Below are 22,881 nucleotides of genomic sequence, written 5' to 3' on the forward strand. Positions count from 1 at the left end.
CCCGTAATAACGCTGGGCTGTTTTGTAAGTAAGTTCGCCTTTTTCAACCTGCTGCACAACTTGTAATTTAAAGGCAAGACTATAATCGCGCTGACTGCGCCTGATGATGTTCTTGTTTTGTTTTTGCATAATAAGTCAACTAGTGTGTCAACTTATTTCAGGACGGGACAAACTAAACAAAAAAGCCTTACATTTCTATGAGGTTTTTTGTGATCCCGCTGGGATGTGAACTTCGTTCAGTTTTCAGCGTTTAATAGCTATCTGGAAGGTTTTTGAAAAGTGACTCACCGAATCGCTTACCTTTTTGTCTGTATTTTTTAGTTACAATTGCTATAGGGTAAATTTATTGATTTTATTCTTAAAACCAATAAATTAAGTCAACTTAAAATAATATCCTTCGGTTTACGAGACCCCAAAAATTACCAATGTTTAAATTTTTCTTTGTTATCGTCAAGCTTCAACAAGTCTAACTTAAAAAGATAGTGAAGGGGTAGTGTTATTTGAGAAAGTGTTTAGAAATAAGGTTGATGGTTATAGTATCATCAATAGGCTGCATATTCTTCCAACACTAAGATTAAATATTTTGTACCTCATCCTTTAAAAATTTTCTCCAGTAATGGGGAAATACATGCGTCCTGAAATGCCTAGAGGCGATAAGTCCAATCGCCCAATAACTTTCTTTGATAAAGGAAAACTCTTTTTCAAAACAGTTATAGTCATACTCCTCTTCGACTAGCTCCTTATATTCTGGCATCGATTTGCAAAGCTCGATACCCGAAAGAGCGTATCCAGAATCATTATTGGCATTTTCCGTATAGATCTTGATTTCGGTTTCTTTATCTGGGAACCAAAGCAATAAGGTAATCTCTTTTAACAGCTTGTCTTTAACACCCAATAGCGATGAATATAGCCTAGGGGAGTTCACCACTATTGACCATTCAACAAGTACCGTAAAGAGATAGCTCGAATTGTAATCGTAACCTATCCGAACGTCGGTATTAGCCTCTAGTTCGGCAACAGTTCGCAGATCTCTGTGGACCGGAAAAATCCTTGAAAAGGAATATGCCTCGGCAATATGTTTATGGAGACCAAACAGGATATCAATAGCCTGTTGTTTCAGACCAAGCTTGTACAAAAGCATCAATAGCATATGTATCTCTATTAAATGGTCATCATACCTTGGCGTATAAAAAATTTGGTTGTTATTGACCAACCTGATCGCTTCATAGGCCAGAATGGTTGCGCGTTCTCTATATATCATTGCCGCTTGCTGTGCATTTTCTGCTTCGCCAGTTGTCAAAAACTCGTACATCTGCAGATAGAACAATCCTGTTTCACACCAAATCCCTAACTGTTCATACACTACAGTCCCATACGATAGTGCGTCACCTACCGATCTGCCCAGTCCGTCTTTGATGTCAACGATAAACGAGAATTTGGCGTTGTACTTCTCTAAGGTATCCCTATGCAGATAAAAACCTTCCACGACCTCTTTACTAAATTCTTTTTCCGGTTTGCCAGAAATGAACATCGACCAAAGACGAAGCACATACTTCTCTGAACATTTCACAGCGTGCAAAAGGTTATCGGCTTCATCACAGTATTTGATAACTACAGCAACCAGTAGCCTCATTTCCTTCAATACTCGAAGCTTTGTCTTCTTAAATTTAGTCGTCTTAAACTCCTCCTCCAACATATCAAGAACCTGGACAAAATCGCCGAATTGATAATCCCTATTTTCAAGATGGATGATGGTTTTTCGAACAGCCGATCTTAATTTATTGGAAAATCCACTTTCGTTCAGAAGGTTATGCTGGAACTGTTCCACCAAAAAATCGCCTTCCCATAGTGCAAAATCCAGATTGGTATACTGACTGGTATAGCCTTTCCAATTCTGCTGCATGCTCTGCTTGATTAGTCCATTATAAGCGACGACGATTTTTATTGGAAGTTTTTTATGTTGTGGAGCGAGGTTGTTAGGTATGAATACCTCTCTGATATCATCAAGCGACTGCCTCACGCTATTTATTTCTCCATTCCAGTTCTGCCTGTCAAGATCGCCCTGCTTTACGGTGATTAGAAAAACCTTCTTCTTCCCATCATCGGTAAAGTCTTTTCCAACCGCATAAATGTCAACGCCATACTGACGGCCTCTTTCTGGTTTCGAAAACATCTCCACTCCATTTGCCCTCAGGATATCCTGGATCACCTTATCCAATTCCCCATCTTCTTTCAGGGAATTGATGTACTCAGCTAAAATTAATTTCATGTTTTTGAATTCTTTGATAGTTACGTCGTAGCGTTTCCTGCCTTGTTGGATCAAGCTTCTCACCCGATGGAAATTCAAAGGAGTGCTGTATCAACGCCAGTTCAGCAACCTCGTGCACCTTCTCTTCTTTTCTTCTTATCGCCCATTTCTTCGCATAAAGATTAACAGATTTCATCATCGATAGAAATCCCTTGGTGTTAGATTCCTTCATCGATGCAGCAAAGAGCTGGTTTTTATAGAACCGCGTGAATTCTTCCAGCATTGAATCTGACTGAAGCTCCTTAAATACCCTTACCTTATTAAGATTTTTAAAGTAGTTTTCATAATCATCATCAATTGGCTGCAAAAAATCCCTTTGATGAATAGGGCACTTGGTGTCTTTCAATCGGTCTTTTATCATATCCAAAGTAGACCTATAATTGTAGACCAGGTAATCAACAAATATTCCTTGGAGATTGGTCAGCAGTGCCTCGTCGTCGGGCAAGGCAGCATCTAGAACTGAAAATAGCAGGCTTTGAAGCTGTTCCATCGAATAGACAAATCCGGCGATCTTTATACAGATATACACCTTTTCCTCAGCCGAAAGCGTCTCAAAGTAGATCTTGGAAACCTTAAAAACCGCTGAGGAATTTCTCCCGGAGCAGATTCTCAACATAGCCTTGTGCACATTTCGATTTTCAGAATTGAACCATTTTGTGAGGTTGACATGGAAACGATCATGGTCCAAATCGATGATATGGTCAAGATTGCTATCCAAGAGTTGGTGTTCGCCCATTGACTCGAAACGCTTGGTCAAAAGTTCATAGACCAGGTCTAGGTTGTGTTCGCAAAGTGAATATAAAAAGAGGTTTAGTTGCCCAAGAAAACTGGGTTCATCAACCGTAAAAAGTTGGATTGACGCAAGCCTAAACCACTCTTGATTATGTTCGAGGGCAATTAGGTCATAAACATAGTCAAATACGCCTTCAAAATCCCCACTTTTCATGGGTTCTTTTGCAAGGGCACAAAGTTCGTCTCCCACAAATTTGCACATCCCACAAAGCCTCAGGTATTGTCCCTTATTAAGCTTTCCAGCATCGAACTTAGCTTCTATCAAACCTTTAAAATTCGTTCGTCTCTCATCAGGGCAACATCTGCCGAACGCCCAGAGCAAAAGGTATAGTTTTTCATTTCCAAATTGATCCTTTAAACGGTCCAACAACAGGTCAAAATTTTCGGTCTTTTTATCGACCAATCCGATAATGATCGCGGTCATAAAATCCTCTGTATATTTTTCACCAATCAGAACCTCCAGTTCCGTATCGAATTTATCTGCAAGAGCAGGCTGGATGGAAAGCTTTTCAATCAATGTCCGCGAAGCCTGGTGAACAGCTCCAGCAAGTCCAGTGGCAGAATGTAACTTTCGTAAATAATTCAGAACATCTTCAAAATTGACTTCGAGAACCGAAAATGCTTTTTGTAAAGCATTGAAACTGTTCCATTCCATTTCAACATCCTCTATAAATCTAGCCCAATTCTTGATGCCCATCTTGTCGAGATAGGCTATAACCATCCCCGATTCGTTCCAATATAATAGTGGCTTATACTTCTCTGCCGCTTTCTTTACCGAAGCGCCCAACGAAGACAAACTGTTGGTAGCCAAACCGCCATCGACCAGGCGCTCGATAAGCATTAACTGTGAAAAAACCTTATCCACCATCTTATTCCCGTCCCTGTCCATCATGTAGCTGCCTGATACATCACATGATGTGAAAAAATCAAAAAGTTCGGGACTTTTGATCCACTTATCTAAGATTTCAAAAGTGGCATTTTCAATAATAATATCCCTTTTGTGGTAGCCACTAGATTTTCTCAACCGTTCAAATTCACTGAACCGTTCATTGTACTCAATACTTCCCATATTATTTTTGTTTACCCGAAAAGCAGATATAGATTTTTTTAGATAGAGCGTTTCAAAAACCTAAGATAGCAATATACCCTTAACAAAACTATCCCATCTAACCTGCACTGGGAAAATTGAACCTGTTCGCTTATTGCAAGTCCCACAATAGTTTTATAGTTTTGGATAAACCAGTATAAAACCTTTCCTTATGTAACAATAGCAGATATAGGGTTTTGCACAGGTCTCAAAAACGACGCTCTATGTACATTTCTAAAATTATTATTGAGGGATTTAGAAACTTTCCCAAAAATACCATTGAATTTAACGACGGTGTAAACGTTATCATTGGTCACAACAATGCGGGTAAAACAAGCCTGTTGAAAGCAATCGGACTTATGATCGACCAGAATGTTCCTAAAAAGCTAGAAATAGATGACTTCTCGAAACACATTAGTCTTGCTGATTTACAAGCCAATGCCCCTGAAATCGTCATTAGTCTAGACATTGATCAGAGCAAGAGTGAGGATTTAACCAGTGACGACCTTGTCACCGTAGCGGACTGGCTGATCAAGCTCGAAGAGCCTTACCAAGCGAAACTAACCTATAGGTTTTCTCTGCCCTTTGAAAAACATGGGGATTACCATACCGCCCTCACCGGATGCACGACTAAGCAAGATGCATGGCTGGTGATTAAACATGAGTTTTTAAGATTTTATCAAAACAAAATCTACGGTGGCGATCCCACTTTGAGAGTACTTGCAGACAGTTCCGCGCTTCAAAAGTTCGATTTCCAGTTTCTTACGGCCATCAGGGATGTAGAAAGAGACATGTTTACAGGTAAAAACACCATGCTCAGAGATGTCCTGGACTTCTTCATGGACTATGAGATTAAGTCCGCTGATGACGCTGTCAAAAACAAGGCTACAAAGCTTGCAGAGATCAAGGCTCTCAAGACTAATTTTACGGCTAAGGCAGGAGGCTTGATCAAAGACCTGCAAACTCGAATGGAGGCAGGGAAGGAACATATTCTCTCTTATGCTACGCAAACTGGTGCTACATTCAACAACGCTTTACCTGATTTCGATGGGACGATCTCCGATGTGGAAATGTACTCCGCAATTAAGCTGATCATTGGCTATGCGGGACTTGATATCACAATTCCTGCAAGCCACAATGGCCTTGGCTACAATAACCTGATCTTTATGTCTCTTCTCCTTGCCAAAATGCAGGTTAATTCAGATGGCAGCTACCTAGGAAGTAACGCAAAAGTTTTTCCGGTATTAGCTATTGAAGAGCCAGAAGCCCACCTGCACCCTGCCATGCAGTATAAATTCCTTAAATTCTTGAAGGAAAACAAGAATAAGAGAAAGGTTCGTCAGATCTTTGTAACTACTCATTCTACACAGATTACATCCGCTGTATCCCTTGACGAAATCATCTGCTTGCATAATGAGAAAGGTGTCATTTCAGCGGGTTACCCGGGAAAAGTTTTTCCCGATACTCCTAGTGGGCATGATTCTAAGGCCTATGTTCAGCGTTTTCTCGATGCCACACGGTCAGATATGCTATTTGCGCAAAAGATCATCTTTGTGGAGGGCCTTGCTGAGGAAATACTAATTCCGACTCTAGCGAAATACTGTGGTAAGAATTTAGAGGACCACCATGTAGCGGTAGTACCAGTAGGCGGCCGCTTCTTCGATAATTTTTTAGCTCTTTTCGATACCACCAACCGCTATGCAATTCCTAAAAAAGTGGTGTGTCTCAAAGATCGTGACCCTGAGCAAAAAGAAAACACGGAAAGTTTTTATGAGGGCTGCTATCCGTATAATTTTGGGCAGGATACAGCAAATTATACTTATAGAGACCATTTAGCAACAAAGATTGCCACATATATCCGCCACAACAACATCCGCTTTTTTGGACAGAACCATCCCAAGGGGAAGACTTTCGAATATGAGCTCAGCCTTAACAACGTTGATTCAAAAATACTGATCACCAAATCCATATCCAACAAAAACGAGCTTGAAGACTTACTGAACATGTATGCGCTGTCAAAACCTACTGCAGATTTGCTCGGACGTTTGGGGAAAAGTGGTCCAAAAAAGGAATTAAAAGATGCCATCAGCACGCTCGTAGATCCCAGTTGGTCTGAGGAAGATAAGAAAAAAGCTATCATTGCCACCCGCTATCTAAACTCGGTGGGTAAAGGTGAAAACGCATTAGAGCTTGCGAACCTATTAGAGGTCAACTTAGGACTTCCAACTACTGCCCCAGTAGGTGTAACTACTCCCGTTCAGCAAGCTTTTAACGTGCCATATTATATCAAGAAAGCAATTCTTTGGATATGTCAGTAACAACAATTACCTCAAACGACAACATCGATATAGAACTGCCATTTAAGATCAAGGCAGGTCCGGGCGCTGGAAAAACACATTGGTTGGTGAACCATATCAAAAAGGTATTATCGACCTCCAAGCGAATGGGAAACTATCGTAAAATTGCCTGTATTACTTACACGAATACGGCGGTCGATACCATAACCAATAGGCTAGATAGTAGTATTGATAGGGTGGAGATTTCAACCATACACAGTTTCATCTATCAGAATATTATTAGGCCTTACATGCATTTCATTGCGCATGAATATGATATCAATGTGAAATATATGGATGGGCATGATGACCACATCGTGTCCAGAGCTTATATTAAGGAATGGATTGATGATCACCCAAACCTTGCTAGGCTTCGAAATCCTTGGACTCGTAACCAACTCCTTAGGCTACCAGGCAACTTAAATGCATTGAAAAACTGGTTATATTCCATTGACTATAAGTTTGTGGGCGAGGACTTGAAGATTTCTATTGATAATACTAAGGCATTCGATCCCGACACCAATACAAGATTGAGCAAGCCGAACTGTCTCGATATCCTGCTGCCAGGGCTAATGGATTACAAGAAGATTTTTTGGAAAAAGGGGTGGCTTCACCATGAGGATGTGTTGTTTTTTGGATACGAACTTATCCGAAAATATCCTTTTATCATTTCAGTACTACAAGCGAAATTCCCTTATTTCTTTATAGATGAATTTCAGGATACTAGTCCAGTGCAAACAGCAATAGTAAGGCTTTTGGCTCAAAAGGAAACAGTAGTTGGAGTTATTGGAGATAAGGCGCAGGCTATCTACGGTTTCCAGGGTACAGCAGTAAATGATTTTGAACTATTTTCACTTGCCGGGCAACAGGAGTTTGTCATTGAGGACAATAGACGAAGCACTAATAAGATTGTCGATGTCCTGAACTATCTAAGGGACGACATCTCACAGAACCCTCTCAGAGGTGAGCTGGGCGAAAAACCGATCATATTCGTAGGAACGAAGGATCAAGCCTTTGCCCAGGCCCAGGCAATTTGCGGAGCGGAAATGTTGATTACCCTTTCACGGGATAATGTAACTGTGAACGCAATGAAAAGACTATATAATATTACCATTCCGACGGTTAACCTCTTGGACAAATTATATGAAAAGGACAATGCAGACCGTGTCAAAATTATTGTACGAACCATAAAGTCTGTGGAATTAGCGTTCGAGAAAAACTTCAAAGAAGCGATTAAGCAAATGGAAAAGAGTTACTCGCATATCAGCGACAAGGGACTGCGGAGAAAAACAGCATTCCATCAACTCTCGATGCTGCTATCCAAAAGAAGCACGTTTGCGCAACAACCTCTTTTTAATTTTTATGAGCTGGTGAAGGCGAATATTTGTCCAGGAATGCCGACTTTGACAAGAGGTGGGGCTAGGGATTTTTATGATAACCACAGCTATCAGCAGTTAGCTGTATTCGTGGATACAGACAATGAAGTATTGGAATGCAAAACGATTCACAAAGCAAAAGGCGATGAGTTTGAAAACGTTTTGGTGACGATGACTGGCGTACAGGATATAGGCTATCTTACCTCCCCGAACCTTAACATAGAGGAACAACGCGTGAGATATGTTGCAATCAGCCGTGCTAGACAACGATTATTTATCAATGTATCTGCTCTTGAGGCATCGGACGAACAGCGTTTAAGTGGGTTGTTTGATATAAAGCGATAGTAGTAAACTCCGGTTCACCAACAATAAAATATCATAAATGCCCGCACTGTATATCATCGGCAATGGTTTCGACCTGTTCAACGGACTAAAGACAAGCTACTCCCACTTCCATCGTTTTGTCACTGGCAATTATCATTCTTATTATTAACTTATCAAAAGAGTTATAATTGATTAGAAAAATAATTTATCACTGCGTCATATGTGTGATCTTTTTAATGCCAACTAATATCTTATAATTTCATAAAGCGTCAAATCTTCAATCACCTCATTTTTATTCCAGTTTTCATTGAATTATCGGCTTATTTCAGGTCGTTTATAAACCTATCTTTTTCCATTTCACGCAGCTCCCATTTACAAGTTATTTTTCTACTAAATCTAACGTAGATTTAGACCCGGTCCCTACTCGTATCCTATTGCTGCCCTAAGGCATGATAGTTGCATCTTAAAGGCATGTTGGCGTTTATTAAAAAAACAAACTAAACCTCGTTGAAAAAGGGTGGAAAAAATAAACTCAATTTACTTCCAATAGATAGTCCTTTTAAAGAGATGATAAAAAGGTTGAGAAGGCAGTGAAACCTGTCTAAAAGTAGTTCACTAAAATGCATCAAAATAAGCCACAAAATGGAACCTGAATTAAACAAAAAAACCTTACATTTCTGTAAGGCTTTTTGTGATCCCGCTGGGATTCGAACCCAGGACCACTACATTAAAAGTGTAATGCTCTACCAGCTGAGCTACGGAATCATTTCCTTTTGTTTAAGGAGGTGCAAATATAGAGATTAAAATCAATCACACAAATATTTTTTTAAAATAAATTTTAGATACGAATGCTCGTTAAGAAATTGTTAAGATAATTGCTTGATTGTTAATTTTATAGCAATTATATTATCCATAAATTATTTTGTAGCCTTCGGAATAAAGTTTAAAAAAGACTGAAATTGAGCCTTATGTTTGTTTTTATCCAGTTTAAAATAAAATGCACCACGTCTGGAGTTTGATTTATCCTTTTCCGTTTGCTTAATCAATAAACCACTGGCTGTAATTTTCCGGATAAAGTTTCGGTTATCGATAGGGGCATCATAAACCTGCTCATACAATGCCTGAAGTTGCGGAATCGTGAATTTCTTAGGTAGAAGTTCAAAAAGGATAGGATGTAGGGCAGCCTGATAACGGATCTTATCCATTGCTGCCTGAACCATTACATCGTGATCAAAGATTAAGGCAGGCACTTCCTGAATTTTAAACCATTCAGCATGAAACTGATCATTGATTTGAGTGCTATACTTGTTAATGTCAATTAAAGCAAAATAAACCACGGAAACCGTCCTTTCAATAGGGTCGCGATCAGGGCGACCATAGGCATGAAGTTGTTCCAGGTAAACATCGTGTAAGCCAGTTAGTTCAAGTAAAATCCGTTTTGCGGCACCATCAAGATCTTCGGCTTCGCCGATGAAACCACCCATTAAACTCCATTGATCTTTAACCGGTTCAATAGCCCGTTTAATCACCAGCAACTTAAGTTGTTCACCATCATAACCGAAGATGATGCAATCTACCGCCACCAGCACAGGTTTTTGATTAATATATTTTGCCATTTTAAAAAAGCGTATTTAATTTAGGGTCGTTGTAATCACTAATAAAAGTAAGGATATTGGAATAATCTTCAAATTCCGGCATGGTATGCGTAGTCGTTAACACAACACATTTCATCCCTGCAAGAAGGGCAGATTCTACGCCTTTAGGAGCATCTTCAAAAACCAGGCAATCTTTAGGATGAACCTGAAGCGCTGCCGCGGCTTTTAGAAATGTCTCAGGATGTGGCTTGCTAATTTCCACATCATCAGCACTCACAATTGCAGAGAGGTAATCACGAATCTTCAATCCATCCACCACGAAATCTATATTAAAGGGAATGGCCGCAGAACCAATGGCCATTTTGATGTTTTCGTTTCTCGCCCGCTTTAAAAAATTGGCCAGTCCGTCAATTAATGCTAGATGTGGTAAATATCCCTGCTGATAACGTTTTTCTTTATCAATAGATAATTTTTTGACTTCTTCATCACTGAATCTATCTTTACCGAAAACACGCGCTAAAACCTCATGGTTCTTGCCGTACATCTCTTTTTTTACCGTTTCATAATCCAGCTTAGCGTCCAGATCTTCGTTCATTACGGCATACCACGCCTGAGTATGATATTCCATATCATCGATCATAGTACCGTTTAAATCGAAGAGAAAAGCCTTAGGTTTGAAATTCAAATCATGCATATTGCCGCTAAATTATGTGATTTTTTAGTTGATGTATCACGAGACACATCAATAATCTTACAATTATAATTATAATCGTCATGGCAACGATAATATATTTTCTTAATTTAGCCCTAACCAAAATAGATCTTTATGAAAAAAACATTGCTTAGCGCAGTACCATTAGCAACATTTTGTTTAGTCCTTGCGCTTTCATCATGTAATCCGAAAGCGGATAAAGGAACAGAAGCCACGGCGCAAACAGATTCTTTAAAATATAACACCACCATTGATGGCAAAAATGTTACCCTTTACACCTTGAAAAATGCAAAGGGTGCTACAGTAACCATTACCAATTATGGCGGACGCATTGTATCGCTTTTAGTGCCAAATAAAGAGGATAAATTAACGGATGTCGTTTTAGGTTACGACAGCATTGGTGCCTACCGTAAAAAAGGCGAGCCGTTTTTTGGTGCCTTAATCGGAAGATATGGAAACAGAATTGGTAAAGGCAAATTTAAATTAGAGGGAAAAGATTACCAGTTGCAATTAAACGACGGACCAAATACTTTACATGGTGGAACCGATGGTTTCTACTCGAAAGTATGGGATGCAAAACAGCTTGATGGTCAAAAATTAGAATTAACCTATGTTTCTAAAGATGGCGAAGCAGGATATCCTGGTAAACTGGATGTTAAGGTGGTTTACACTTTGACTGATGATAATGCTTTGCAGATTGATTACACTGCTACCACCGATAAGGCTACAGTAGTCAATCTAACCAATCATGCTTATTTTAACTTAAACGGAGAGGGAAATAAGAGTATTTTAGATCATGAATTAACCATCGCCGCAGATTCCATCACTCCAGTTGATTCTACATTAATCCCAACAGGAAAATTGTTAGCTGTTGCTGGAACTGCTTTTGATTTTACGAAAGCCAAAACCATTGGAAAATCTATCGAAGAAACCAATGAGCAGCTGAAATTTGGGAAAGGATACGATCATAATTTTGCCCTAAACAAGCATGATGCTAAAACACCGGTTGCTACTGTAAAAAGTACTTTAACTGGAATTAAAATGGAAGTATTTACATCTGAGCCTGGTTTGCAGTTTTACAGTGGTAATTTCTTAACAGGTGCCGATCAGGATGGGAAGGGTAAAAAGGCATATCCATTCCGTTCAGCCATTTGTTTAGAAACACAGCACTTTCCTGATGCCCCAAATCATCCAAATTTCGCCTCAACAGAACTTAAACCCGGACAAACCTATAAAACAAGTACTACGTATAAGTTTTCTAAATAAGATAAAAAAAGGGCTCCTGAACATATAGGAGCCCTTTTTTTAAAGTCAAGCATCTCAAAATAATAATTTGCACTCTTTCTAATTTTAAAATAAAGGCGCAAAGTTTTTCGCAAATTATAAAAATAACAAACCCTTAAATGCCCTTAAATTTCTTATATAGTAAAAAATAATACGAAACTGCTATAATTAAATTCTTCCTATCTAATTAGAATATTCTCAACCTCAAAGGCGCAAAGTTTCTCTTAAGCTAAAAAATAGCAATCCCACCAATGCCCTTAAATTCCTTATGTGGTAAAAAATAACACCAGATTGTTGTAACTAAACCTCCAATAACCTATCCGGAAATTGCGAAATCTCCTCAATGGTTAATTGTTGCATAATCTGGTATAAATGCGTTTTAAACATGTTGATGGTATGTTCGCCGCCTTCATCACCTAATGCACCAACACCATACATAAAAGGTCGTCCCATAAAGTTAAACTCAGATCCAACCGCATGCGCCCTCGCCAAGTCAACACCAGAGCGAATACCACCATCCATCATAATCTTTAACTTTGATTTATACAAGGGATTGCCTGCCAATTTAATGAGTGAATTGATTGATGATTCACCCGCATCAATTTGTCTTCCTCCATGGTTGGAAACAATCACACCATCTGCACCAATCTGAATAGCAGCCTGCATATCTTCATCGGTCGTAATCCCTTTCAATACCAATGGACCTTTCCATAAATCACGTATAGCCGCAACTTTTTCAATGTCAACTTTTCCCGTAAATGTTCGGTTCATAAACTGGCCCAATTGCGACATATCCAATCCCTTTTCCATGTAAGGCTTCAATGTAGCGAAGGAAGGAATGCCATGTTGAAGCGTCTTGATCCCCCATAGTGGACGAGCAAATGCTTGCAATATATTATTAATTGACATTTTTGGAGGGATGGACAAGCCACTTTTAATTTCCTTATACCTTAAACCAAATGCAGGAACATCGACTAAAACCACCAAAACCGGGCATTCTACTGATTGAAGTCGTTTTAAAATATCATCTCTTAAACTATTTTCAGTTGGATGATACAATTGAAACCAAGCTTTGCCTTCAGATACCTCAGCAATGCGTTCGATACTGCTGGTAGATACTGTACTTAAGGTATAAGGTATATCATGTTTGGCTGCAGCTTTTGCCAAAATTTCTGGTGCATTAGGCCACATTAAGCCCTGTAAACCTATTGGTGATATTCCAAATGGCGCACTGTAACGCCGGCCAAATAATTCTACCGACATATCGATCTCTCCACCAACCCTTAAATAATTAGGTTTAAGGTAAATATTATCGAAGTCACTTTCGTTTCGTGCTAAATTAAGTCCCTCATTACAACCACCCTCCAGGTAGTCAAAAGCAAATTTAGGAACCCTTGTTTTTGCCTTTTTTCTCAGGTCGGCTACAGAAGGATATTGAGAATGATATGGGAATGTAATTTTTTTACTCATTTTTAATTTAGTGTATTGGTCAGATGCCTGTTTTTAAAACCGAAAACTAATATTTTATATTATATTTTCCATCCTGCTCTATCTGTTATTCTATGATTTAACATTTATTTGAGCCGATGTTAATTTATCCAATTGGTGTAATGAGTTTAGATGATGTTTACATAAGTCATTCATAGAAAACACACTAAATATTATCACAAATGACGGGCAATCGAAAATATATTTTGCATTGATTAGAGCTTGTAAAAAGCTTTTGCGTTATCTCCAAAAATTAATTTCCTTTCATTTTCACTGAACCTCATCGTATATTTTTGAACTAAATTAAACCAATCCTGATACGGGCGACTCACCAAAACCACGGGCCAGTCGCTGCCAAACATCACCCGCTCCACGCCAAAATTTTCAAATACTGCGTCGAAACAGTTGAAAAGTTCTTTTTCCTTCCAGTTTTTCCAATCTGCTTCTGTTAATAAACCTGATACTTTACATGATACATTTGAATTTTCAGCCAGTGTTTTAATGTCTTCACGCCAGGTCTTTAAATCCTGACTTTTGACATCAGGTTTACCACAATGATCAAGTACAAATGGCTGATCAGGAATTTGATCAACCATTTTTATGATGCTTTTCAGCTGGTTATGATAACACAACAAATCGTATGTGTAACTATTTTTTTTCAGTTGTTTAATCCCATTGATGAAAGCAGGATCGAGCATAAATTCTGCTGTTTCCGCCTGAAGAACATGCCGCCAGCCCTTAATTTTTTTAAAGTTTTTATAATATTCGAGTCGGTTATCTAAATCCGGATTTTTAAGATCTATCCATCCTACAATACCTTTGATGAGGTCATGCTGATCAGCCAGATTTAGTAGGAATTCATTTTCATGTTCCGATTGATTGGCCTGAACGGCAATGCAACCAGAGATTTTTAGATCATTTAAAGTACGGATCAGATTTTTAGGTGTAAAATCATTTTGAATGACGGCCATATCTGCTGTTATCCACTCATCTCTAACCGGATCAAAATTCCAAAAATGAACATGGGTATCAATCATAATCCTCTATTTACAATTTAAAAATCTGATCCATTAAAATCCATTTTTCACCAGGTTTAGCCTGTGGCAAGGCTTGCTGATAATTCCACATTAAGGTTTCCCATTCCTGTACTTTAGGGTCTGCTAAGTCTGATTGATTCTTTTTGTCAAAAGAAAAACTTTCATCGACCTCCATAATCATAAACAGTCGATTGCCGAGCAGATAGATCTCAAGGTCATCCACACCAGCATGGCGAATGCTATCCTTAATTTCTGGCCATACAGCAAGATGATACTGCTTATATTCGTTAATCAGCTTTTCATCATTTATTAAATCGAGTGTTAAACAGTATCTTTTCATCTTATTGTTAGCTATAAGCTTTAACTTCTTGTTTACTGGTGCCTAAGCCATCAATTCCCAGTTCTACAACATCACCAGGCTTTAAATACCAGGGCTCTGGCTTTTGTCCCAATCCAACACCCGCAGGCGTACCTGTTGAGATTACATCTCCAGGTAGGAGTGTCATAAATTGACTGATGTAGGAAACCATAAAAGGAACATTAAATATAAAGTTAGATGTATTGCCATCCTGCAATGTTTTTCCATTTACGGTTAACCATAAGCGAAGTTGGTGCACATCTTCAATTTCATCTGGCGTAGCAATGAAGGGTCCTATTGGTGCAAAGGTATCACAGCTTTTTCCCTTTACCCATTGTCCGTTACGCTCAATTTGAAATTCACGTTCACTGTAATCATTATGCAATGCATAACCCGCTACGTGGTTTAAGGCATCCTCTTCCGAAACATAACTGGCTTTTTTGCCAATAACGATCGCCAATTCAACCTCCCAATCTGTTTTCTTACTATTTTTAGGGATGATCAGGTCATCATTAGGACCAACCATTGCCGAAGTAGCTTTAAAAAATAAAATTGGTTCTGCAGGGATGGGCGCATTGGTTTCTGCAGCGTGATCTCTATAATTTAAACCCACGCAAACTATTTTAGACGGGCGGGCCAATGCTGGTCCAAGGCGTACACCTTTATCTATTTCAGTTAAGCTTGCTGTTTTAAGATCTTGCTTTAATTTTTCGAGGCCATTGCCGCCAAAGAACGCTTCATTGTAATCCTGTACCAAACCAGAAACATCATAGTATTTGTCATCTATAATAACTCCGGGTTTTTCTGCGCCTGCAGCTCCAAAACGTATTAATTTCATGTTGTTTTATTTAGTATTAAATGTCAAATAAAAGATGTAGATTATTAATTATCAAAAACTTTTCGCATTCCGCATTCCTCATTCCGCTTTAGGCTTTTCGCTTCCGCCTAATTATTCAAAGTAGTAAAACCGCCATCAATAGGGTAGTCACAGCCCGTAATAAACGAAGCTTCATCGCTACATAAATAAAGCGCAAGGGCACCAACTTCTTCCGGTTTGGCCATTCTGCCAATGGGTTGTGTTTTTGATAATTTCTCAAACATCTCCTCAATGCGATCCGGATAGTTATTTTTTAGAAATCCATCCACAAATGGCGTATGTACACGGGCAGGCGAAATGGAATTGCACCTGATGTTTTCATCAATATAATCTTTTGCTACACTCATTGTCATGGCTTTTACAGCGCCTTTTGCCGTGCTATAAGCAAAACGATCAGGCAAACCCACTAAAGAAGCAATAGAGGCCATATTGATAATGACCCCGCCACCAGCAGCACGCAACTGAGGAATTGCCGCATACAAACAATTGTAAACACCCTTCACATTTACCCGCATTACCCGGTCAAAATCAGATTCTTCTGTGGTATCTGCCTTACCAATATGTGCAATACCTGCATTGTTTACCAGAATATTGATCTTTCCGATCTGATCGAAAATATTTTGAACATTTTGATGATCAGCCACATCACAGGCATAACTGAAAGCTTTACCGCCCTGGTTGCTGATTTCTGCCAATGTAGCTTCCGCTTGCTCGGTGCCCAGCTCTAAAATATGAACCTCAGCACCTTGTTTGGCTAAAATAGTAGCAATGGCTTTTCCAATGCCACTTCCACCACCTGTAACTACAGCTTTTTTATTCGTTAATGAAAACATCTTTATTGTTTATATAAAAATTGATAATCGAAATATATGGATTAAAATTAATTGTACGGTTAATATTAAGTTCAATTTCAATAAGATTAAGGGTATTTGAATACTCCATTTATTTATGATTGATTAGAATAGGAATACAAATAAAATAAATAATGTTGATTAAATAATTTATCAGCAGATCTAAATTTCTTTAAAAGTTTTTACCATGCCTATAAGGTGGATAAAGGCCTTTTACCTTGCGGAAATTTTACATAACGAAAAGGTTATAATACTTATATTTGAATAATATTTTTATATTTAAATAATATTTAACCAAATATCTATTAAATTTCTATAGCAAGGAGATTTAATACAGCTTCCATAAAATGAGAAAATTCCTATTCCCGTTTTTTTGTATACTATATTTTTTGATCAATGCTGCCAATTCGGTTTATGCTCAAAAAAAACAGTCTATTATTATTATTTCCTCTGATTACGCCAGGATCAGGTTTGGAGCCGAACGACTTTCTTCTGCCTTAAAAAATGTGGGTTATCAGGTCAGTCTGGTCAATCAAAAAAAGTTCGCAGCTGTTAAAGATGCCATTGTGATCGGACTTGGAAATGATCAGGTTTTTTCAAAGTTACCGCTATCCTTCAAAAACAAAGCAATTAATGCTGGTAAAGAAGGTTTTTCAATTGCTTATGGTGAAGATAATGTTTTATACATTTTAGGCGCCGATGCATCAGGTGCTTTATATGGTTGCCTCGAACTCGCAGATCAAATCAAATCAAAGCATAAAATCCCAGCACAAATAATGATCGCCGATCAGCCAGAAATGGTGTTGCGCGGCACTTGTATTGGCTTACAGAAACCTGATTACTTGCCCGGGCATGATGTTTATGAGTATCCATACACACCAGAAACTTTCTCATGGCTATATGATAAAGCCCTATGGATTAAATACCTGGATATGATGGTCGATAATCGTTACAATTCCCTTTATTTATGGAATGGTCATCCTTTTTCATCTTTGATCCGGTTAAAAGATTATCCTTATGCTGTGGAAGTGGATGAGGCAACGTTGAAAAAAAATGAGGAGATCTTTCAATTCTTAACACATGAAGCGGATAAACGTGGAATCTGGGTAATTCAGATGTTCTACAACATTATTATCCCCAAGCCCTTTGCAGATCAGCATGGCTTAAAAACCCAAGACCGCAACCGCCCAATTGTGCCGTTGATTGCTGATTATACCCGTAAATCTATCGCAGCATTTGTGGCCAAATATCCGAATGTGGGTTTAATGGTGGCATTGGGTGAGGCCATGGAAGGCGTTGGTCAGGATGATATCGATTGGTTTACCAAAACAATTATTCCCGGCGTGAAAGATGGTTTAAAAAGTGCAGGAATTAAAGCTGAACCACCCATCGTTTTGCGTGCCCATGATACCGATGCACCGGCTGTAATGAAAGCAGCTTTGCCATTTTACAAAAATCTCTATACCGAAAATAAATTTAATGGTGAGGCTTTAACCACATACGAACCCCGTGGCGCCTGGGCCGAGTTGAACAGGAAGCTAGCTGATATTGGAACGGTAAATATTTCTAACGTACATATTTTAGCCAACCTGGAGCCTTTCCGGTATGGGTCGGCAGATTTTATTCAAAAATCGGTTCAGGCCATGAATAAAATCTATCATGCCAAAGGCTTGCATTTGTATCCTCAACACAGTTATTGGGATTGGCCTTATGCGGCAGATAAAGTAAAGGGTAGGATCTTGGAGGTAGATCGTGATTGGATCTGGTATAAAGAATGGGGGCGATACGCCTGGAAATCAGAAAGAAACCGTATCCAGGAAATTAACTATTGGGCTGAGCAACTGGCTAATCGATATGGTACTAATTTAGCGGGAGGGAAATCAATCTTAAATGCATATGAAGCATCGGGAGAAATTTCGCCAAAACTGTTGCGCAGGTATGGCATTACCGATGGGAACAGGCAGACGCTTACATTAGGTATGTTAATGACACAGCTTATCAATCCTTTTCGCTACGGTTTGTTTACTTTAATGTATGAGTCTGAAGCGCCTGAAGGCGAGATGATTATCGAGTACGCTGAAAAAGAATGGAAGAGACAAGGGCATATTGGCGAAACGCCCGTTCAGGTTGCTAAAGAAGTAGTTCAACATGGGGAAACAGCCGTAGCATCAATCAATGAAGTAAAGGCAACTAAAGATATAGCAGAATTCAATCGCCTTAAAAATGATATGTACTGTTATGATGAAATGGCAAATTTTTATGCAGAAAAGGTAAAGTCTGCCCTTTGGGTTTTAAGGTATAAATATTCTAACGATGTTACTGATTTGGAAAAGGCACTTCCGCTTTTGCAAAAAAGTGTAGAGCACTATGCTAAGCTGGTTAAGTTAACTGAAAGAAGCTATTTATATGCCAACAGCATGCAAACAAAGCAGCGTAAAATCCCGATGCGTGGCGTTGACAAGACTTTTATCCACTGGAAGGAAATGTTGCCGGTTTTTACAAAAGAACTCCATCACTTCAAAAAAAGTATCGATTCTTTAAAATCCTTAAATGGAGCAGTTATCGCTAAAATTATCCCTTACCAATCAGCCGATGTTAACGTTTTAAATGAATCTGCAACTTATAGCATCAACCAGAATGTGGAAGTATTTGCGGATACAAGCGTTCGGATCAAAGAAGTTGCTGAGCAGTTAATCGGATTGAAGGGAATTAAATTAGCTAAAGAAAAACAAATTAAAGTGGGTACTGAAATTAAATTTACCACCAAAGTGCCTGTAAAACTATTAATTGGGTTTTTCAATCAGAAAAACCCTAAATACCTGGCTCCGCCACAATTGGAAACTGATGCCAGTGCAAATAACTACGGCCAATCGGAAATTAAAATTTCCAATGCTTTGGTACTGGATGGCTTTCCACCGGCCAATGTTCATGCTTATGCCTTTCCTGCTGGCTCACATACTTTAAATTTGGGAAAAGGAGAATGCCTGGTACTAGGTTTCATTGATGATCGACAGGAATTAAGAATATTTAACGCTGGTTTGGATGGTAAAGGAAAAGATATAGATTGGTTATTTGAATGATAAAAAAGAGAAATTTAATTGCAGCAATAGGCTTATCGCTGATAGCCATAACTGGTTTTGCTCAACAAAAGGCCAATACCAATCCGTTGAAGAAATATGTAGAATATTTTAATTCAATCGATTCAGAAGCGGTTAAAAATTATATTCCAAATGCACAGGCTTTCGAGTTTCTGGCAGAGCAGGCACCCTTATTTGAATGTCCGGATTCTGTTTTAGAGCAGAATTATTACTACCGTTTATGGACTTTCCGGAAACACATGGTTAAGAGTCCGGAGGGATTTATTTTTACCGAATTTATAGAGCCTGTAAAACACGCAGGCAAATACAACTCCATCAGCTGTGCTTTGGGGCACCATATTTACGAAGGTCGCTGGTTTAAAGACAATGGCTATTTAAAGGATTACATTAAATTCTGGCTTTACAAAGCTGATGTGGGTCAGAGCAAACAACGTTTTCATCAGTTTAGCAGTTGGATCGATGATGCCGTTTACCAAAATTTTCTGGTAAATCCCGACCAACAGTTTTTAACTGAAATTTTACCTGCCCTGGATGAAGATTACACTAAATGGGAAACTCAGCGACAAAGAAAGGATGGTTTGTTCTGGCAAAACGATGTAAAAGATGGGATGGAAGAATCTGTTAGTGGTTCAAGAAAAGATCAGCATCAGCGTCCAACCATTAACAGTTATATGTATGGGAATGCAGTAGCCTTAAATAAAATTGCGCTTTTGCTTGGTAACCAGCAACTGGCGGCAAAATATCAGTTAAAAGCAAATACTTTGAAAAAGCTTGTTCAGGATAGCTTGTGGAACACTAAAGACATATTTTTTGAAACGAGGAAAGCAAAAGGTGGTATGGCTGATGTTAGAGAAGCCATTGGTTTTATTCCCTGGGATTTTAATCTGCCGGATGATAAGCCTCAGTATGCCAAAGCCTGGGTTCAGCTCCTGGACACGGCTGGCTTCAAAGCGCCCTGGGGTTTAACCACTGCTGAACGTAGAGAACCAACATTTAGAACAAGAGGCTCGGGGCACAGCTGTGAATGGGATGGTGCAATTTGGCCTTTTGCCACTTCACAAACTCTAAAAGGCCTGGCTAATCTGCTCAGCAACTATAAAAATCATGGGAAAATGAATGCAAATGTATTTTATAATGAACTCCATCAATATGCAGCATCTCATGTAAAAAATGGTAAACCATATATTGGCGAATATCAGGATGAAAAAACAGGTGAGTGGTTGAAAGGGGATAACCCAAGAAGTAGTTTCTATAACCACTCCACTTTTTGCGATTTAATTATTAATGATTTGATTGGAATCAAACCTCGCCAGGATAAAGTGTTGGAGGTTTTTCCATTAATTCCCAAGAACAAATGGGACTGGTTTAAACTGGATAATTTATCTTATCACGAAAAAAACATTACGGTATTATGGGATAAAACAGGTAAAAAATATAATAGAGGAAAGGGTTTGATGGTTTTTGCAGATGGAAAAGAGATCTACAAAGGAAAGGATCTGAAGGCGTTGAAAGTAAAAATTGATTAAACTGTACTATTCATTATTGGATGCCTTATTACGAGGAAGCAAAAAGCAGCAATATTAGTTTGATGAATTAGATTGCTTCAGCTCGCTCAGGTCCGGCTTCGCAATGATGAGGACCTTTGGAGATTTATCTAAGCAATTCCCAATGGTTGATGGCTAGTCAACCGTTTTAACGCACCTATGGTTAGTGACTCACCAACAAATTGAATTAAAACTTACTGTTCGGTGTGTCACCGATCAGGGTATAAAAAGAACAAATGAAAAATATTTTGAAATCGATTATTTTCCTATTTGCAACAGTAATTTGCTTATCTGCAAAATCACAATCTTTTTATAACGTAACCAAATACGGTGCGAAAAATGACAGCAGTAAGCTGGCTACCATCGCTATTAAGAAAGCGATTGATGCGGCTTCAAAGGCAGGTGGTGGAACTGTTTATTTCCCTGCAGGAAAATATTTAACTGGCGCCATCCAATTAAAAAGTAACATCACCATTTTTATTGATGCCGGAGCAGAACTGCATTTTAGCGATAATTTTGATGACTTTCTGCCTATGGTAAAAAGTCGCTATGAAGGTGTTGATGTTACTTCTTTTTCGCCTTTATTCTATGCTTATAAAGCTGAAAATATTTCAATCATTGGGCGTGGTTTGATAGACGGGCATGGAAAAAAATGGTGGGATTTTGTAGAAGGATACAAAGAAGGACAAGCCCGATCAAAATGGCAAAACACATTTGAGGCATTGAACAAGGATATTGTATTGCCGGATGATCCCAAACAAATGAAACGTGGCTTTCTCCGTCCACCATTTATTCAAACCATGTTTTGCAAAAACGTACTAATTGATGGGATCACCATCCGAAATTCTCCATTCTGGACCGTTAATCCGGAATTTTGTGAAAATGTAAAAATCCATGCAGTTACCATCAATAACCCTCATTCGCCCAATACTGATGGCATTAACCCGGAATCTTGTAAGAATGTCCATATTTCAGATTGCCACATTAGTGTTGGTGATGATTGCATTACCATTAAATCAGGTAAGGATGAACCCGGAAGGAAAATGGCCGCACCCGCTGAAAATTATGTGATTACCAATTGCACCATGTTATCTGGTCATGGAGGGGTAGTAATTGGCAGCGAAATGAGTGGCGATGTACGCAAAATCACGATTTCTAATTGTGTATTTGACGGCACGGATAGAGGCATCAGGATTAAAACTGCCAGAGGAAGGGGTGGAGTGGTAGAAGAAATTCGTGTAAGCAACATCATCATGAAAAATATTAAACAACAGGCCATTGTATTGGATATGCAATATGCAAAAACCAGTGTAGAGCCCGTTACTCAAAGAACGCCCAGGTTTAGGAATATTCATTTTAGCAACATTACCGGGCAAGTGAACCAGGCTGGTTATTTAAATGGCCTGGAAGAAATGCCAGTTGAAAACATCACCTTCAATGACATCAATATGGATGCTCAAACAGGCTTTGATATCAGTTTTGCTAATAAAATAGAATTCCATAACGTTCAGGTAAATACCCAGATGGGACCATCATTAAAAGCTTCAAACGTAAATCATTTGATAATCGATGGACTGAAAACGTATACACCTCATAACAATGCCGCGGTGATCGATTTAAAAAATGTAAGCGATTTATTTCTTTATAATTCCTTTCCTGTGATCGGTACGGTTAATTATTTAAAATTAAGTGGCAGCGGAACCAAGAATATTTCAATCGGAAACAATAATTTCAAAAATGCCAGAAACGGAATTAAAAAAGAAAAAGATGTTTTGGAAAATGTTGATGTGATTTCTGGAGATAAAGGATTATAG

At 38.7% G+C, this 22,881-nt stretch carries 16 protein-coding genes, 1 tRNA gene and 1 pseudogene; 7 read left to right on the forward strand and 11 right to left on the reverse strand.

The genetic code is table 11. The features are described from left to right. The 3 genes and pseudogenes from AN34_RS21655 to AN34_RS12060 form a co-directional block, all read right to left on the reverse strand. A pseudogene (locus tag AN34_RS21655) lies at positions 1–129 on the reverse strand (IS3 family transposase); the annotation flags it as partial. Between the two features lie 445 nt (positions 130–574). Next, positions 575–2,269, reverse strand: coding sequence for a hypothetical protein (locus AN34_RS12055; protein ID WP_029285721.1), 1,695 nt, complete (start codon positions 2,267–2,269; stop codon positions 575–577). Beyond that, a complete protein-coding gene (locus AN34_RS12060) occupies positions 2,250–4,169 on the reverse strand; it encodes a hypothetical protein (protein WP_029285723.1) in 1,920 nt (639 codons plus the stop codon). Before AN34_RS12060 ends, AN34_RS12055 begins: the two co-directional genes overlap by 20 nt. Positions 4,170–4,411: 242 nt before the next feature. Between AN34_RS12060 and AN34_RS12065 the strand changes: the two genes are divergently transcribed. Genes AN34_RS12065 through AN34_RS22115 form a run of 3 tightly spaced genes read left to right on the forward strand, consistent with a single transcriptional unit; the run spans position 4,412 to position 8,392 of the window. Continuing rightward, positions 4,412–6,505 (forward strand): ATP-dependent endonuclease, encoded by a 2,094-nt coding sequence (locus tag AN34_RS12065; protein WP_029285725.1) that lies wholly within the window; start codon positions 4,412–4,414, stop codon positions 6,503–6,505. After that, positions 6,496–8,244 (forward strand): UvrD-helicase domain-containing protein, encoded by a 1,749-nt coding sequence (locus tag AN34_RS12070; RefSeq protein WP_029285727.1) that lies wholly within the window; start codon positions 6,496–6,498, stop codon positions 8,242–8,244. Before AN34_RS12065 ends, AN34_RS12070 begins: the two co-directional genes overlap by 10 nt. Positions 8,245–8,281: 37 nt before the next feature. Continuing rightward, a complete protein-coding gene (locus tag AN34_RS22115) occupies positions 8,282–8,392 on the forward strand; it encodes an AbiH family protein (RefSeq protein ID WP_082468387.1) in 111 nt (36 codons plus the stop codon). A gap of 523 nt (positions 8,393–8,915) precedes the next feature. On the opposite strand, the gene AN34_RS12075 is transcribed toward AN34_RS22115, so the two are convergent. The 3 genes from AN34_RS12075 to AN34_RS12085 all read right to left on the reverse strand — a co-directional run bounded on the left by AN34_RS12075 (position 8,916) and on the right by AN34_RS12085 (position 10,512). After that, positions 8,916–8,988: transfer RNA gene (locus AN34_RS12075), tRNA-Lys, on the reverse strand. 152 nt (positions 8,989–9,140) lie between these two features. Further along, positions 9,141–9,839 (reverse strand): NUDIX domain-containing protein, encoded by a 699-nt coding sequence (locus tag AN34_RS12080; protein WP_029285729.1) that lies wholly within the window; start codon positions 9,837–9,839, stop codon positions 9,141–9,143. A gap of 1 nt (position 9,840) precedes the next feature. Further along, positions 9,841–10,512: an HAD family phosphatase gene (locus AN34_RS12085; RefSeq protein ID WP_029285731.1), complete on the reverse strand. Its 672-nt coding sequence runs from the start codon at positions 10,510–10,512 to the stop codon at positions 9,841–9,843. Between the two features lie 132 nt (positions 10,513–10,644). Here AN34_RS12085 and AN34_RS12090 point away from each other — a divergent pair, with 132 nt between their 5' ends. Further along, the gene (locus AN34_RS12090; RefSeq protein ID WP_029285733.1) at positions 10,645–11,796 is read left to right on the forward strand and encodes an aldose epimerase family protein; all 1,152 of its coding nucleotides are present in this window, start codon (positions 10,645–10,647) and stop codon (positions 11,794–11,796) included. A gap of 318 nt (positions 11,797–12,114) precedes the next feature. Here the strand turns inward: AN34_RS12090 and AN34_RS12095 are convergent, their stop codons facing one another. From AN34_RS12095 to AN34_RS12115, 5 genes are all read right to left on the reverse strand, one after another. Beyond that, complete coding sequence (locus tag AN34_RS12095; protein WP_029285735.1) at positions 12,115–13,284, reverse strand: alpha-hydroxy acid oxidase; 1,170 nt, start codon at positions 13,282–13,284, stop codon at positions 12,115–12,117. A 233-nt stretch (positions 13,285–13,517) separates the two neighbouring features. Next, a complete protein-coding gene (locus AN34_RS12100; protein WP_029285737.1) occupies positions 13,518–14,339 on the reverse strand; it encodes an amidohydrolase in 822 nt (273 codons plus the stop codon). A gap of 10 nt (positions 14,340–14,349) precedes the next feature. Further along, the gene (locus AN34_RS12105) at positions 14,350–14,679 is read right to left on the reverse strand and encodes an L-rhamnose mutarotase (RefSeq protein ID WP_029285739.1); all 330 of its coding nucleotides are present in this window, start codon (positions 14,677–14,679) and stop codon (positions 14,350–14,352) included. Between the two features lie 7 nt (positions 14,680–14,686). Next, the gene (locus tag AN34_RS12110; RefSeq protein WP_029285741.1) at positions 14,687–15,535 is read right to left on the reverse strand and encodes a fumarylacetoacetate hydrolase family protein; all 849 of its coding nucleotides are present in this window, start codon (positions 15,533–15,535) and stop codon (positions 14,687–14,689) included. Between the two features lie 107 nt (positions 15,536–15,642). Then, positions 15,643–16,407 (reverse strand): SDR family NAD(P)-dependent oxidoreductase, encoded by a 765-nt coding sequence (locus tag AN34_RS12115; RefSeq protein WP_029285743.1) that lies wholly within the window; start codon positions 16,405–16,407, stop codon positions 15,643–15,645. Positions 16,408–16,772: 365 nt separating this feature from the next. Between AN34_RS12115 and AN34_RS12120 the strand changes: the two genes are divergently transcribed. The 3 genes from AN34_RS12120 to AN34_RS12130 all read left to right on the forward strand — a co-directional run bounded on the left by AN34_RS12120 (position 16,773) and on the right by AN34_RS12130 (position 22,881). After that, entirely contained in the window at positions 16,773–19,505 is a 2,733-nt protein-coding gene (locus AN34_RS12120) for a hypothetical protein (RefSeq protein ID WP_029285745.1), read from the forward strand. Further along, entirely contained in the window at positions 19,502–21,049 is a 1,548-nt protein-coding gene (locus AN34_RS12125) for a glycosyl hydrolase family 65 protein (RefSeq protein WP_029285747.1), read from the forward strand. Before AN34_RS12120 ends, AN34_RS12125 begins: the two co-directional genes overlap by 4 nt. A gap of 254 nt (positions 21,050–21,303) precedes the next feature. Then, the gene (locus AN34_RS12130; RefSeq protein ID WP_036677118.1) at positions 21,304–22,881 is read left to right on the forward strand and encodes a glycoside hydrolase family 28 protein; all 1,578 of its coding nucleotides are present in this window, start codon (positions 21,304–21,306) and stop codon (positions 22,879–22,881) included.

Origin of the sequence: Pedobacter sp. R20-19 (genome assembly GCF_000708265.2) — a bacterium.
Lineage (GTDB): Bacteria > Bacteroidota > Bacteroidia > Sphingobacteriales > Sphingobacteriaceae > Pedobacter.

Coding starts and splice junctions, on each gene's coding strand:
- AN34_RS12125 (WP_029285747.1), top strand. CDS start 19,502: ATGATAAAAAAGAGAAATTTAATTGCAGCAATAGGCTTATCGCTGATA.
- AN34_RS12065 (WP_029285725.1), top strand. CDS start 4,412: ATGTACATTTCTAAAATTATTATTGAGGGATTTAGAAACTTTCCCAAA.
- AN34_RS12115 (WP_029285743.1), bottom strand. CDS start 16,407: ATGTTTTCATTAACGAATAAAAAAGCTGTAGTTACAGGTGGTGGAAGT.
- AN34_RS12095 (WP_029285735.1), bottom strand. CDS start 13,284: ATGAGTAAAAAAATTACATTCCCATATCATTCTCAATATCCTTCTGTA.
- AN34_RS12055 (WP_029285721.1), bottom strand. CDS start 2,269: ATGAAATTAATTTTAGCTGAGTACATCAATTCCCTGAAAGAAGATGGG.
- AN34_RS12060 (WP_029285723.1), bottom strand. CDS start 4,169: ATGGGAAGTATTGAGTACAATGAACGGTTCAGTGAATTTGAACGGTTG.
- AN34_RS12070 (WP_029285727.1), top strand. CDS start 6,496: ATGTCAGTAACAACAATTACCTCAAACGACAACATCGATATAGAACTG.
- AN34_RS22115 (WP_082468387.1), top strand. CDS start 8,282: ATGCCCGCACTGTATATCATCGGCAATGGTTTCGACCTGTTCAACGGA.
- AN34_RS12120 (WP_029285745.1), top strand. CDS start 16,773: ATGAGAAAATTCCTATTCCCGTTTTTTTGTATACTATATTTTTTGATC.
- AN34_RS12090 (WP_029285733.1), top strand. CDS start 10,645: ATGAAAAAAACATTGCTTAGCGCAGTACCATTAGCAACATTTTGTTTA.
- AN34_RS12080 (WP_029285729.1), bottom strand. CDS start 9,839: ATGGCAAAATATATTAATCAAAAACCTGTGCTGGTGGCGGTAGATTGC.
- AN34_RS12085 (WP_029285731.1), bottom strand. CDS start 10,512: ATGCATGATTTGAATTTCAAACCTAAGGCTTTTCTCTTCGATTTAAAC.
- AN34_RS12110 (WP_029285741.1), bottom strand. CDS start 15,535: ATGAAATTAATACGTTTTGGAGCTGCAGGCGCAGAAAAACCCGGAGTT.
- AN34_RS12105 (WP_029285739.1), bottom strand. CDS start 14,679: ATGAAAAGATACTGTTTAACACTCGATTTAATAAATGATGAAAAGCTG.
- AN34_RS12100 (WP_029285737.1), bottom strand. CDS start 14,339: ATGATTGATACCCATGTTCATTTTTGGAATTTTGATCCGGTTAGAGAT.
- AN34_RS12130 (WP_036677118.1), top strand. CDS start 21,304: ATGAAAAATATTTTGAAATCGATTATTTTCCTATTTGCAACAGTAATT.